Origin of the sequence: Nonomuraea guangzhouensis (assembly GCF_019396345.1) — a bacterium.
Classification (GTDB): domain Bacteria; phylum Actinomycetota; class Actinomycetes; order Streptosporangiales; family Streptosporangiaceae; genus Nonomuraea; species Nonomuraea guangzhouensis.
Genome location: NZ_JAHKRM010000003.1, coordinates 356,532 through 369,936 on the forward strand (window position 1 = coordinate 356,532; position 13,405 = coordinate 369,936).

Below are 13,405 nucleotides of genomic sequence, written 5' to 3' on the forward strand. Positions count from 1 at the left end.
CGCCGATGCCCGCTGACCGATCACGCCGCTGGCTGCTGCGGACCCCGTCGGAGCAGGCCGGAATCCGGCTGTTCTGCCTGCCGTACTCGGGGTGCGGGGCCAGCATGTACCGGCAGTGGCCGCGCTTCGTCGGCGAGCTGGAGATCTGCCCCGTCCAGCTGCCAGGCAGGGAGAGCCGGCTGCGCGAGGAGCCCTGCGCCACCTACGAGGAGCTGGCCGGGCAGCTCGCCGACGGCCTGCTGCCCTACCTGGACCGTCCGTTCGCGTTCTTCGGCCACTGCGGATCGGCCCTTCCCGGCTACGCGACGGCGGTACGGCTGGCCGAGCGCGGCTATCCGGTGCCCGCCCGGATCTTCGTCTCCTCCCAGGTGGCTCCCCATCAGGGACCGTACGGGCGCTTCCTGGAGATGAGCGACGAGGAACTGCGGACGGAGCTGGCCGAGCTGATCCGGCAGCTGGGCGGCCGGCCCACTCCCGATCTGCTCGACGTGAGCATGACGGTATTGCGCGCCGACATCGAGATGAACAAGCGCTATCACCTGGCCGAGCCCCTCCGCCTGGACTGCCCCATCAGCGCCATCGGCTGGCGGCAGGACGACGAGGTGGCGCCGGACCTCATGGCGGGATGGGCTGATTGCGCGCCGACGGACTTCCGGCTGCTGGACGGCGAGCACTACCGGTTCATGTCCGCGCCGCCGGAGCTGCTGGACATGTTCGTGGTCGACCTCAGGGCCCGATCCGGGCTTCACTTCAGCTGAACGGTCCTTGCGGCCAGCGTCTCGCCGGAGTCCGCGGCCGACCAGGTGAGATCCGGCGGAAGCGGGAGGGTCAGCGTTCCTCGGGCGACCAGGCGCAGCCGTATGGGCCGTGTGTCCCTGGCACGCACCGTCAGGCGCACGCTCGTGCCGGGCCCGGCCAGCTCCACACCCCACCGCCACGGGGTCGACGCGAAGGGGCGGTTGTGCCCGCCGGGCAGCCGCACCCCTGAGATCGTCACGCTCTCCACGGTCTGCGGCCCGGCGTCCAGGTAGGCCGCCAGCCCGGTGGCGGTGCCCGGGCCGATCGCGACGTCCACGACGTACTCCCGAGCCGATCCGACGGTAACGGCGCGCAGGCCCGTCACCTTCGGCGTGGGGACCTGCTCGGCGGGCGCCGGCCCGGCGTGGTAGCCGTCGCCGGTCAGGAGCATGGGGAAGTCGGCCTCCAGCGAGGTGGGCCCGCCGGAGACGTAGCGCCGCTGCCAGTCTCCGGCCGGCCGGCCCGCCCAGCGGGCCCGCCCGGTGTCCGCGTCGGCGGTGTACAGCAGGCTGACCTGGGCCGGGTGCCGGGCGTCGACCCTGTCGAGCACGGCACCCGCGACGAGCACGACGACGGCGAGCACGACGATCGACGCGATCCCCACCGGGCCGGCGCGGCGGCGCGCGGGCGGAACGTACGGCACGCACGCCAGCACACCCAGCACGGTCAGAACCAGCGGCACCGGCGCGCCACCCAGGCCCAGAGCAGGGAAGAACAGCACGATCAACGGCGTGAACAGCAGCACCGCGACCACCCCCGCCGCGGAGAGATAGAAGGGGCGATGCACGGCCGACAGGAACACCCCGGCCGCCCCGACGATCGCGGGCCAGGTGAACAGATAGGCGGCCCCCGGCACGAAGACCGCGAGCAGCACAGCCAGCACGGCGAACCACACGCACACCGCGCCCGCGAGCTCGGCCTCGGTCGCCCGGCGACGCGCCAGACCCGCCCAGACCAGCCCGAGCACCACCGTCACCAAGACCAGACCGGCCGCCACCCCGCTCCAGTACGGCTCCCCGCTGAACAGCGCGCGATAGTCCGTACGCCACAACAGCAGCCCCTGCCACGAGACCCACCCGACAACTGCCGCCCCGATCACCGGAACCAGCAGCCCCACCCCCGCCACACCCAGCGCGCGTAACCGAAGCACACCCCGCCGCCTGGCCACCGCGATCGCCGCGACGCAGCCGGCCACGGCACACCCGGCCAGCGGCCCGGCCAGCCACAACGGGTAGGAGACGAGCAGCCCGAGCACCGTGAAGTAGGAGGCGTCTGTTCTGTCGCGCACGCGCGGATCAGCCTGCGCCAGCTCGCGGCTCGCGGCCAGCACCGTCGTCCCCATCTGCCGCAGCGTGGCCGGGTCGACGCTGCCCAGGTCGTCCACGGTCGTGTGGTACCTGGCCGAGCCGCCGATGACCGCGAAGTTCATCCCGGTGAAGCCGCGCTCGAGGAACTGGGTGAGGTCGGTGTCGTTCGGCAGCCGCCGGTACACCTCGTCGGTGAAGGACGTCGCGAACGGCACGCCCCCGCGCAGAGCCGAGACGAGCCCGCTGTTACCCGGCCCGGTCTGGAACATCACGACCGGCCCCGTCGTGCCCCTGGCCTCCAGGTTCAGCACCACCGTGTGATCAGCGGACGGCGCGGCCGATCCGGCGAGGTAGGCGTGCGCGCCGAGTGTTCCGGCCTCCTCGCCGTCGGTGAACAGCAGCTCGACGGTGTTGCGCTGCTGCGGTTCCATGCGCAGCAGGCGCGCGATCTCCAGCAGGGTGGCCACGCCCAAGCCGTCGTCGGAGGCCCCGGGCCCGCCGGTCACCGAGTCGTAGTGGGCGACCAGAAGCACCTTGTCCGTACTGTCCCGGCCCGGGATGGCGGCCCTGACGTTCTCCACGGTGCCCGCGCGGTACGTCCGTTCCGGATGGACCACGGCCGTCGCCGCGCGCTCGACCGACGGCGTCAGGCCCACGGTCTTGAGCTGGGCCGTCACGTAGTCCCGTACGGCCGCGTTGGCGGCGGAACCGATCGGGTGGGGCCGGACCGCGATCCTCCGGATGTGCTCCATGGCTCGCTCGACGGAGAACGGCCCAGGTGGCGGCGAGGGGCGGATGGTGAGCAGCGAGGCGACCACCAGCGCGACAGGCAGCAGCGCGAGCCACTTCCTCACGTCAGCAGCACCGGATACCGCGACCAGTAACGCCGGACCGTGGTGGTGTCACGCTCGGGCGGCTGTTCCGGATCGGCACGCGCACCGGAACGCAACAACTCCCGCGCGGCGACCGTGACGAGCCCGAACAGCCGGGTCTCCGGGTCGTCACGCTGCACGGACCCCACGGCCAGGTCCTGGCCGATGCACACGTGCATGCCGGAGCCGAAGGTCAGGCCGTACGGCAGGGCCCCGGCGGGCACCGTACGAGCCGGGTTGAACTCCTCGGCGTCCGGCCCGTAGACCGACCGATCGCGATTGACCGCGTGCAGGTCGATGAGCACGGTGGCGCCCTCGGGAATCTCCAGCCCCGAGCGCAGCGTGACCGGGGACAGCGCCCGGCGCATCCCGACCGGGCTGCTGGAGTTCAGCCGCACCGTCTCGTGCACGCACCGCTGGACGAAGGAGGCGTCGTCCGGCATGTCCGGGTGCCACTCCCGCCACTTCATCAGGTCGTCCACCGCGCGTACGAAAGCGGTGGCCGTCGTGTGGGAGGCGACGATGAGGTAGAACGCGCACTCCCTGACGATCACGTCATCGGGCAACCCGAGCTCCCGCTGGGCCCGCAGCAGGGTGGTGAGCAGGTCGAGCGGTGGCGCGTCCGTGCCCTCGTCCAGCAGCGCGCGTCGCCGCCGTGCGGACGGCTCGAAGAACTCGGCGACCCACTCCTCCAGCGACGCCTTGATCGCGGCCAGCCGTTCGCCCTTGTCGAGGGTGGACTGCTTGAGCGTCAGCGCCTCGATGAAGGTGCGCTGGTGGGCGCTCAGCCTGGCCAGCTCGGCCGCGTCGCCCTCGTGCCGGTCGATCCCGCACATCCTGGTGGCGATCTCCAGCATCACGTCGTGGCCGAACGCCACGAGCTCCGTCGCACCCTCGGCGCGCGCCTTCTCCACCGCCCGGTCGAGCACCGGGGGAATGACGACCCGCTCGTAGTGGGCGAGCGTCTCCCGCCTGAAGAGCCGGTTCTCCACTCGCCGCCGGTCGCGGTGATCGGTGCCGTGCAGGTTGACCAGGACGTCCGCCATGATCACGGTGCCGTCGTCGTACTGGGCCTGGCACAGTTCGCTTCGGTGGTAGGCGTCCAAGGCGTCGGCGTATGTGGTCAGCGTCATGGTGACGGACATGCACTCACCGTATGACGGGCCGACCGCCGTGACCCTGTCCGGAGGCCTCGCGGGCTGTCAGGAGATTTCCGGACTTCCCGAGCTCAGCGGGCGCGGCGGATCCTGCATGAGTCCGGCTTCATGACGGCTGCTGGAGGAACATGACGGGCGAGGCGCCATCCGCGGCATCGAAGCGATCTCTGTGGCGGGACAGGGACTTCGTGGCCTTCTGCCTCGGCCAGGGCGTCTCCATGATGGGCACCCAGTTCACCGTCGTGGCCCTGCCCCTGCTGGCCACGCAGACCCTGCACGCGGACGGAACCGGGCTCGGCCTGGTCCAGGGGTCGGTCTACGCCGCCTATCTCGTGGTCCCCCTGCTGGCGGGCGCGCTGGTGGACCGGCGCGCCAAGCGGCCGCTGATGATCATGTGTGACAGCGTGCGCTTCCTGCTCGTGCTGTCGGTCCCGCTGCTGGCCTGGGCGGACATGCTGAATCTGGCCCTGCTCTGCCTCATCGCCCTCGTCACCGGCTGCTGCACGGTGATCTTCGAGGTGGCCCACATGGCGTACGTGCCCGCGCTGGTCAGCCGTGACCGCCTCGCGGAGGCCAACTCGTGGACGACCTCGACGGAGGGCGCGGCCGACCTCTTCGGCCCCGCGGCGGCCGGTCTGGTGGTGCAGGCCACCAAGTCGCCGCCGGTCGCGCTCGTGGTGGACGCGTTCTCGTACCTGCTGTCGGTGTTCTCCCTGCTGACCATCCGCCGCCGCGAGCCGGAGCCGGAACCCGCGGGCGACCGTACCGTCCTGGCCGACATCGGCGAGGGACTGCGCTACGTGGCCAAGGAACGCACGATCCGCTCGCTGGCGATCCAGGGCTTCTTCTTCAACGGCGGCAGCTTCGCCTTCCTGGTCGCCTTCCTGCTGCACGCCACCCAGACGCAGGAGGCCGGCGCCGGCTGGTACGGCGCATCCCTGACCGCCGCCGGTTTGGGCGCCTTCCTCGGCGCCACCCAGGTGCCCAAGCTCATCGAGCGGTACGGCGAGCGTCGCGTCTTCGCGGTCAGCGTGGTGGGCAGCGCGGTGCTGTTCGTCATCGTGCCCGCGGCGTCGGGCTCCGCCGTGACGATGGGGGTCATGTGGCTGGTCGGGTTCTTCCTGGCCAACATCGCGGTGAGCATGTGCAACGTCCTGTCGTACACGCTCAGGCAGCGGGTCACCCCCGACAACCTTCTCGGCCGGATGAGCGCCAGTGTGCGTCTGGTGCTGTTCGCCTCCATTCCGGTCGGCTCGCTGGCCGGTGGGCTGATCAGTGACTCGTTCGGTCCTCGGGTGGCTTTGTTCTCGGCGGTGGCGATCATGGCTTTGAGCATCGTGCCGTTGCGTGCCATCCTGCCCGCCTGCCGTACGACATGATCACGCGGCGGCGGCGGGACGAGGCGCGAGCCTTGCTGCCTCAGCAGGAGGAGCTGCTGTTCCTGTCGCTGTTCGACGATCGCTCCGCCGCGGCCTGCCATCGGCAGCTCGTCGTCGACCTGCGGGGCCCGGTGGACCTTCCGGCGCTGCGCCGGGCCGCCGAGGAGGTGGTGGCCGCACACGAGATCCTGCGCGCCTGCGTCCGCCGACGGCGCCAGGTCGTCGCCGGGTCGGCCGGTCCCGCGTGGGTGGAGCGTGATCTGAGCGCGTCCGGGGACGCGGAAGCGCGGCCGTGTGTGTCCGGCGACGCGGAAGTGTTGCTGAGCGCGTCGGCGGAAGCGTTGTCGTGCGCGTCCGGGGGCGCGGAAGCGCTGCTGCGCGCGGACTACTCTCGCGGTTTCGACCTCGCGGCGCCGCCGCTGCTGCGGTTCCTGGCGCTGCGGCTGGCCCCGGACCGGCATCGCCTGGCGCTGACCGGCCACGCCATGGTGATGGACGGGCGATCTGCCGGGCTGATCCTCGACGAGCTGCTCCTGCGTTACCGCGGCCACCGCCCTGACCCACCACCGCTCGCACCGGCCCGGCCCCCGTCCGCCACCGAGCCGCCGCTCGCACCGGCCCGGCCCCCGTCCGCCACCGAGCCGCCGCGCCCAGCGGCCCGGCCGTCGTCCGCCGTCGAGCTGCCAGACCGGCCGACCCTGCTCGTCCCCGATGCCTCGCTCACGACCGCGCTCGTCCCCGACATCTCGCTCGCCACCGCGTGGCCCGAGTCGATCGTGCTGCCCGTCCCCAAAGGGCTGGCGGACCTCGGCAGCAGCCGCACCGACATGCTCGCCGCCGCCTGGGCGATGGTCCTGGCCGAACACACCGGCCGGACGGACCCCGTACTGGGCATCGCCCAGCGCCAGGGCCCGCCAGAGGCGATAGGACCGCTGACGGCCCTCGTGCCGCTGTGGGTGCGCCTCGACCCGGAGGAGTCTTTCGCCGTCCTGCTCAAGCGCGTACGGCGCCTGACGGAGCAGGGCCCGCCACCCACCGAAAACAGGCTCTTCGACACCCTCGTCCTCCCCCCAGAGGCGACTCCCGCCACGATCCACGACGCGGCCGTCACACGGGTCCGCCACCGGCACGGCCAGCGCTGCGCCCTGACCCTCACCTGGGACGACCCCGACCACATCACGCTCAGCCGCCGCCCAGAACAGCTGACTAAGGAGCAGACGAGGCACCTCGCCGACCGGCTCATGCGCACGCTGGAAGCCGCCGCCGGCGAACCAGACCTTCCCCTCCACCGGCTCCGGACCGTAGACCCCAGCGGACACAGTCCCGCGCCCCGCCGAGTCCGTCGCGACCCCATGCCCCGCCTCTTCGAGACCCAGGCCCGCGCCACCCCCGACGCCACGGCACTCGAATGGCCCGACGGACGACTCACCTACGCCCGGCTGAACGCCCGCGCGAACCAGCTGGCCAGGCACCTCAGGCAACAGGGAGCGGAGCGCGAACGGATCGTGGCCATCGCCTTGCCGCCTTCCCCAGAACTGGTCATCACCGCGCTCGCCGTCATGAAGGCTGGAGCGGCCTTCCTGCCGCTCGACCCCGCCTACCCCGCCGGCCGGATCGCGCAGGCCGTCGAGCTCGCCCAGCCCGTCGCCCTCGTCACCGAATCCGGCTCCACGATCGCCGGTATCCCCACCATCGCGCCGGACGCGCGGGACATCGCCCGGCACGCCGGTATCCCCACCATCGCGCTGGATGCGCCGGACATCGCCCGGCAGCCGGACACCGACCTGGGCGAGGTCGCGCTCCGCCCGGAGCACCCGGCCTACGTCATCTTCACCTCGGGCTCCACAGGAGAGCCGAAGGGCGTGGTCGTCCCGCACACCGGGCTGGCCGCCATGGTCGCCACCCAGGTCGAACGGCTGGGAGCCGGTCCAGGGGCCCGGGTGCTGCAGTTCTCCTCGCCCGGGTTCGACGCCTGGGGGTGGGAGGTGGCGATGGCGCTGCTGACCGGCGGGACGCTCGTCATGACCGGCGGCGGCCGGGTCGACCTGCTGTCGGACCCGCGACGGCTCGACCCGCTCGCGATCACCCACGCCACCCTGACCCCTGCGGCGCTGGCCGTACTACCAGAACAGGGAACCCTGCCCGGCGCGGCCCTGATCCTGGCCGGGGAGAGGCTGCAGCCCGATCTGGTGGAACGGTGGGCGGCCGGGCGGCGGCTGTTCAACGCGTACGGTCCGACGGAAAGCACGGTGTGCGCCACCATCAGTGACCCGTTGACCAGCAGCGCAGCACCGCCGATCGGGCGGCCGGTGGTGAATGCCCAGACGTACGTGCTGGACCCGTGGCTGCGCCCCCTGCCCGAAGGCGTCACAGGCGAGCTCTATCTCGCCGGCCCCGGCCTGGCACGCGGATACCTGAACCGCCCAGGGCTGACCGCAGAGCGCTTCATCGCCAACCCCTTCGGCGCCCCAGGCGAACGCATGTACCGGACAGGGGACCTGGCGCGGTGGGAGCCGGACGGGCAACTGTCCTTCATCGGCCGCGCGGACCAGCAGGTCAAGGTGCGCGGCAACCGGGTGGAACTCGGCGAGGTGGAGGCCGTGCTGAGCGCTCACCCTTCCGTCAAGCAGGCCGCCGTGGTCGTCCGCGACCAGCGTCTGGTGGCCTACGTGACGCCGCCGCCCGTGGCGCAAGACCTGCGGGAACACGTCTCTGGCGCGCTACCCGACTACATGGTGCCCTCGACGTTCACAGCGCTCGCCGCGCTGCCGCTCACCCCGCACGGCAAGCTCGACCGCCAGGCCCTCGACCGCCAGGCCCTCGACCGGCAGGCCCTCGACCGCGCACCGGAGGTGCCGCGCTCCGGCACCCCGCCACGCACCTCCCGCGAGCGAATCCTGTGCGCCCTGTTCGCCCGAGCTCTCCGGACCGAGCAGGTCTCCGTCGACGACGACTTCTTCGCGCTCGGCGGTGACAGCAGGCGCGCCATGGCCCTGGTGAGCGACCTGGAGGACGCCATGGCCGTACGCCTGCCGATCCGCGCGCTCTATGAGGCGCCCAGTGTCGAGCGCCTGCTCAGCCACCCGGCCCTGTCAGCATCGCCAGCAGAAGGGACACCGCCGTGAGCAACCCGTTCGAAGACCCGCAGGGTCGCTATTACGTCCTGGTCAACGACGAGGGACAGCACTCGCTGTGGCCCCGGTTCGCCGACGTGCCGGCCGGTTGGCAGATCGCCTACGGCGAGGCCGACCGTCAGTCCTGCCTGGACTATGTCGAGCGTACCTGGACCGACATGCGGCCCAAGAGCCTGATCGAGGCCATGGACGACGCCCGGCCATGACCGCCGCGCACCCGCCGAACCTGGCCGACCCGGCCACCTACGCCCGCCACGACATGCACGAGGTGTGGCGGCGGCTGCGGGCGGAGCAGCCGGTGCACTGGCATCCGGAACCCGGCTTCTGGGCGCTGACCCGGCACGCCGACATAGCCAGGGTGCTCATGGACAACGACAGGTTCACCTCTCAGAAGGGCAACGTCCTGGCGACGATGCTGCAGGGCGCCGACGGGGGAGCGGGACGGATGCTCGCCGTGACCGACGGCCCGCGTCATACCGAGCTGCGCAGGCTGTTGCTGAAGGCGTTCTCCCCCAGGGCGCTGGAGCGCGTCGCGGACGGCGTGCGCGACAGCACGGACCGGCTGATCGCCCTGGCACTGGAGCGCGGGGAATGCGACTTCGCCCGGGACGTCGCCTCGATCATCCCGTTGACCACCATCTGCGACCTGCTCCAGGTGCCCGAAGCCGATCGCGAGCACGTGCTGCGGCTGACCAAGTCCGCGCTGGCCTCCGACTACAGCACGCCGGAGGCCCGCGCCGACCAGGTGGCCCGGGTGGAGATCCTGCTGTACTTCACCGACCTGGTCCGGCGACGGCGGGCCGCGCCGGGCGACGACGTGATCAGTCTGATGGCCGGGGCGACCGTCCAGGGCGCCGCCCTGTCGAACGATGACATCGTGCTCAACTGCTACAGCCTGATCATGGGGGGAGACGAGACCAGTAGGCTGTCGATGATCGGCGCCGTGGCGGCCCTGATCGACCACCCTGCCCAGTGGCGGGCGCTCAAGGACGGCCAGGTCTCCATCGGCGACGCCGTCGAGGAGGTCCTGCGGTGGACCACGCCCACCATGCACTTCGGCCGTACGGTCACCCAGGACGTGACGCTGCGCGACGCGGTCCTGCGGCGCGGCGACCTGGTCACGCTGTGGCTGACCTCCGCCAACCGCGACGAGGCCGTCTTCGACGCGCCCGACGTCTTCGACCTGGGCAGATCGCCGAACAAGCACCTCACGCTCGGGTACGGACCGCACTTCTGCCTCGGGGCGCACTTGGGCCGGGTCGAGATCGCGGCGATGCTCCACGCTCTGCGCGCGTACGTGGGCGCGCTCGACCGTGCCGGGGCCGAGCGCCACCTGTACTCCAACTTCCTGTCCGGGATGAGCAGCCTGCCCGTCGCGCTGAAGGCGGAGCCGTGAAGATCACTCTGAAGGCGGACCCGTGAGGATCACCGCACCCGGGCCCGAGGAGCGGGCCGACCTCGACCACACCGACCTCGCCGACGTGGCGCTGTACACCTCCGGCGACCCCCACCTCGCCTGGCAGAGGCTACGCGCGGAGCAGCCGTTGTACTGGAGCGAGCGGACCGGCGGCCCGGGCTTCTGGTCGGTGACCCGGCACGCCGACGTCAAGCGAGTGCTCCGCGACCACGAGAACTTCACCTCCGAGTGCGGCACAGCTCTGTGGCAGAGCGGCACACCCGACCCGGCGGCCGGCCGCATGATGCACGGCACCGACCCACCGGCGCACGGGCGGATCCGCAAACCGCTCGGCCACGAGCTGACCACCCAGGCCGTGCTCCGGTACGAACCCGCCGCCCGCGCCCTGATCCGCGCGGCCGTCGAGCCGGGCGAGTGGGACTGCGCGCCGGCCTTCTCGCGCCTGCCCATGGAGATCCTGGCCCTGGTCATGGGCCTGCCCAAGGCCGACGTCGACCTGCTCGCCGACCTGGGCTACGCGTCGATAGCACCGCTGGACCCGCACTATCGCACCGGCTCGGAGCGCGTCACCCGGCTGCGGGCGCACCACCAGCTCATGGCGTACTTCGCCGACGAGATCGGGCGCCCCCGGGAGGACGGCCTGATCGCCCACCTCCAGGCGATCACCGTCGACGGCCGTCCGCTCACCAGCGAAGAGGTGGTCCTCAACTGCTTCAGCCTGCTGATCGGCGGCGTCGTCACCTCCGGCCAGGTGGTGCTGGCCACCCTCATCGCCCTCGCTGAACGGGGCGGCCGCGTGCCCGCCGTCGCGTCCACGGCCACAGCGGTGGAGGAAGCGCTCCGCTGGGCCTCGCCGACCACCCATTTCGTCCGGCACGCCCGCCGAGACGTGGAGATGTACGGCAGGACGATCCGCGCGGGGGAGGCGGTCGCCGCCTGGATCGCCTCAGCCAACCGGGACGAACGGGAATTCGCCCACCCCTTCACCTTCGACCCGGCAAGGAGCCCGAACCGCCACATAGCCTTCGGCAGCGGCTCCCATCGCTGCATCGGCAGTCACCTGGCCCGTTTCACCCTCCGGCTGGTCTTCGAGGAGTTCATCGACCGCCTCGACCACATCGAACTCACCGCCCCACCGACACACCTCTCCTCCATCGAAATCGCCGGCGTGGTGTCCCTGCCCGTCCACCTCAAGCTCCGACAGGCAGGTCGTACGGCCTGAGCGCCCACGCTCGCCGAGCGGCGGAGATCGTCCGCCAGGCGAGGCGGGTGTCGAAGGCGAAGGCGTGACGGGCGGCGGCGAGGCCGTCGAAGGCGTCCGCATCGCCAGGCCCGGTCAGCTCGCCCGTGAAGATCTCCTCGAGGGTCGCGCAGAAGTACAAGTAGGCGGCGAATTCGAGGGCGGGCTCGGCCAATGGACCGTGCGGCAGGCTCCGCAGGGTTTCGCGCGGTGTGCGGTCCGATCGGCGATGGGCCAGGTCGTGGAGCAGGTCGAGGACGTCGTCGGGCAGGTCGTCCGCCACGTCCATGAGCGCGCGTGACTTCTTCCGTACCTCGTCCTTGAGCACGGCGAGGCAGATCGGGGTCAGCGCCGCGGAGGGCAGAGCGTGGGCGGCGCGAATGACGGCGCGGGCGGCGCGAAGGAGATCGCGGGACATCCCGCCCGACAGGCAGTGGCAGAAGGCGATGTAGGGCTCGGTGAGTCCGACGACGCGCCGGTAGAGGAAGCGCATGGACTCGGTGTAGGAGAGTGGTCCCACTCGCACGATTTCATCGAAGGAGCTGTCGAAAGCATCGCGAAACGGCAGTCCGCGGCGTTCGAAGGCGCTCATCGCGTCGTCGGACACCGAGATCATGAAGTACGTGTGGGGGAGGCCGAAGATGCCTTTGATCTCGTTGAGGAAGCGTTCAGCCCGCTCTCCCGATCCGATCTTGTCGAGCTCGTCGATGCCGATGTACACGTTGTGGTCCGGCTGGAGGCGATCGGCCACGTCGCGGACGTAGGAACGGAAGGCGGAGACGATCTCCGGGTAGCTGAGCGGCTGCTCTGTCAGGCTTCGCCCGCCGCTCAGCTGCGCGTCGACCCAGGCCGGAAACTTGACCGTGCCCGACCAGCTCACGCTCTGGGTCTGCAGATAGCGGATCTGCACCAGATGGCGGCGTGCCCGCGTCCTCAGCTCGTTGGCCGGATCGTGCCTGCGCCCCCTGCGGCGGATCGACAGACCGAAGTGGACCAGGCCGAGCAGCATAACGAGGCCGGATGACCAGAGGCCGACGGCCTTGGGCGTTAGGTCGTCGGCGTACCGGTCGGCGATGACGGCCAGCCACTCGCGCGCCGGGCCTGTCGCGTTCATGAGCCGCGCGAGCACTCGCCCGACGGCCACGGCCGCTCCTTCGGCAGCCTCGCCCAGGACCGCGGGCCAGGTGGCGAGCGCCTTGGCCACCAGCCAGTACACGAGCAGGCCGAGGACCTGAGCGAGCCCGACGCGCCGCCTGCGGCCGGGGCCGAGGTGCCGCAGCGTGGCACGGCAGAACGCGGCGAACAGGTGCAGGACGAAGTCGCGCGAGGCGTACTCCACCGGAGCCGAGACCAGCAACCGCAGATGTCCGGTTCCCGGCTTGAGGGAGTGGTTCTCGCAGTAGCGCCGGATCAACGTCGACTTGCCGGATCCACGCGGTCCCGCGATGCCCAAGCTTGCCCCGGACAGCCGGCCGAGCAGTTCCTCCAGGTCGTCAACCGCCCGCGTCGGCACATGGTAGGCGCTGTCGAACGACTCACTCAGCCCGGGACTGGCCACCACGCCGAAGGTGGGGTCGAAGCGGGCCCGGCGGGCATTGATGCGCTGGCGGATCTGTGCCGTGAGCTCGCCGTTCTCCAGAGCCCGCACAAGCTTTACCTGAAAGGGCGAGTACGGAAACGACCGCAGGCGATCGTTTACGTCGGCCCACCCCCGCGAACGCGCCAGAATCACGTACGAGCCGATCACGAGGCCGGCGAAGGCGACCAGCACGGTCATCCGCCAGTCTGCCATCGCCACACCCAGCGCGAGCGGCACGAAAGCCACCAGGACCAGCGGGGTCCATGGCACCGAGGCAGGGCGCGCTGGGGGATTCTTACCAGGGAGATCTTCGGCCGGGGTCACCACGGCCGCGAAGACCTCGCCCGCCTGCTCCATCATCTCCAGGCGGATGTGCAGCGGCTTCACCGTCACATAGTCGAAGGCGTCACGGATTTCCGGATCGTGCAGCGCCCGGGTCAGCGCGGCCGAGTAGAGGTCGCGTAAGGCGGGATCGGAGTGCAGAGGGTTGGCTTGCACCACAGGAGCACCATGCGCGGCCGT

At 71.2% G+C, this 13,405-nt stretch carries 9 protein-coding genes; 6 read left to right on the forward strand and 3 right to left on the reverse strand.

Features of this window, described 5'->3' with window-relative positions; translation table 11 throughout:
- Window positions 1-5: 5 nt before the first annotated feature.
- Complete coding sequence (locus KME78_RS07435; protein WP_219528021.1) at window positions 6-758, forward strand: thioesterase II family protein; 753 nt, start codon at window positions 6-8, stop codon at window positions 756-758.
- Here KME78_RS07435 and KME78_RS07440 read toward each other — a convergent pair.
- Both KME78_RS07440 and KME78_RS07445 read right to left on the reverse strand, forming a co-directional pair.
- Window positions 746-2,959 carry a M20/M25/M40 family metallo-hydrolase gene (locus KME78_RS07440; RefSeq protein WP_219528022.1) on the reverse strand — a complete coding sequence of 738 codons (2,214 nt, stop codon included), beginning with the start codon at window positions 2,957-2,959 and terminating at the stop codon, window positions 746-748. The two genes, KME78_RS07435 and KME78_RS07440, sit on opposite strands and share 13 nt — an antisense overlap.
- Complete coding sequence (locus KME78_RS07445) at window positions 2,956-4,122, reverse strand: cytochrome P450 (RefSeq protein WP_219528023.1); 1,167 nt, start codon at window positions 4,120-4,122, stop codon at window positions 2,956-2,958. The genes KME78_RS07440 and KME78_RS07445 overlap by 4 nt, the downstream gene beginning before the upstream one ends.
- Window positions 4,123-4,262: 140 nt before the next feature.
- Here KME78_RS07445 and KME78_RS07450 point away from each other — a divergent pair, with 140 nt between their 5' ends.
- From KME78_RS07450 to KME78_RS67055, 5 genes are read left to right on the forward strand one after another with little or no spacing between them, the layout of a single operon-like run.
- Window positions 4,263-5,513 carry an MFS transporter gene (locus KME78_RS07450; RefSeq protein WP_219528024.1) on the forward strand — a complete coding sequence of 417 codons (1,251 nt, stop codon included), beginning with the start codon at window positions 4,263-4,265 and terminating at the stop codon, window positions 5,511-5,513.
- A gap of 32 nt (window positions 5,514-5,545) precedes the next feature.
- Window positions 5,546-8,638, forward strand: a complete 3,093-nt coding sequence (locus KME78_RS07455; protein WP_219528025.1) for a non-ribosomal peptide synthetase — start codon at window positions 5,546-5,548, stop codon at window positions 8,636-8,638.
- Window positions 8,635-8,853 (forward strand): MbtH family protein, encoded by a 219-nt coding sequence (locus KME78_RS07460; protein WP_219528026.1) that lies wholly within the window; start codon window positions 8,635-8,637, stop codon window positions 8,851-8,853. Before KME78_RS07455 ends, KME78_RS07460 begins: the two co-directional genes overlap by 4 nt.
- Window positions 8,850-10,043, forward strand: coding sequence for a cytochrome P450 (locus KME78_RS07465; protein ID WP_219528027.1), 1,194 nt, complete (start codon window positions 8,850-8,852; stop codon window positions 10,041-10,043). Before KME78_RS07460 ends, KME78_RS07465 begins: the two co-directional genes overlap by 4 nt.
- A gap of 22 nt (window positions 10,044-10,065) precedes the next feature.
- Window positions 10,066-11,286 (forward strand): cytochrome P450, encoded by a 1,221-nt coding sequence (locus KME78_RS67055; protein ID WP_219528028.1) that lies wholly within the window; start codon window positions 10,066-10,068, stop codon window positions 11,284-11,286.
- On the opposite strand, the gene KME78_RS07475 is transcribed toward KME78_RS67055, so the two are convergent.
- On the reverse strand, window positions 11,255-13,381 hold the full coding sequence (locus KME78_RS07475; protein ID WP_219528029.1) for a P-loop NTPase family protein: 2,127 nt from the start codon (window positions 13,379-13,381) through the stop codon (window positions 11,255-11,257). The two genes, KME78_RS67055 and KME78_RS07475, sit on opposite strands and share 32 nt — an antisense overlap.
- Window positions 13,382-13,405 lie beyond the last annotated feature (24 nt).

Bases quoted from the DNA above. Each gene is read 5' to 3' on its own strand.
- KME78_RS07465 (WP_219528027.1), top strand. From the start codon at position 8,850: ATGACCGCCGCGCACCCGCCGAACCTGGCCGACCCGGCCACCTACGCC.
- KME78_RS07435 (WP_219528021.1), top strand. From the start codon at position 6: ATGCCCGCTGACCGATCACGCCGCTGGCTGCTGCGGACCCCGTCGGAG.
- KME78_RS07450 (WP_219528024.1), top strand. From the start codon at position 4,263: ATGACGGGCGAGGCGCCATCCGCGGCATCGAAGCGATCTCTGTGGCGG.
- KME78_RS07445 (WP_219528023.1), bottom strand. From the start codon at position 4,122: ATGTCCGTCACCATGACGCTGACCACATACGCCGACGCCTTGGACGCC.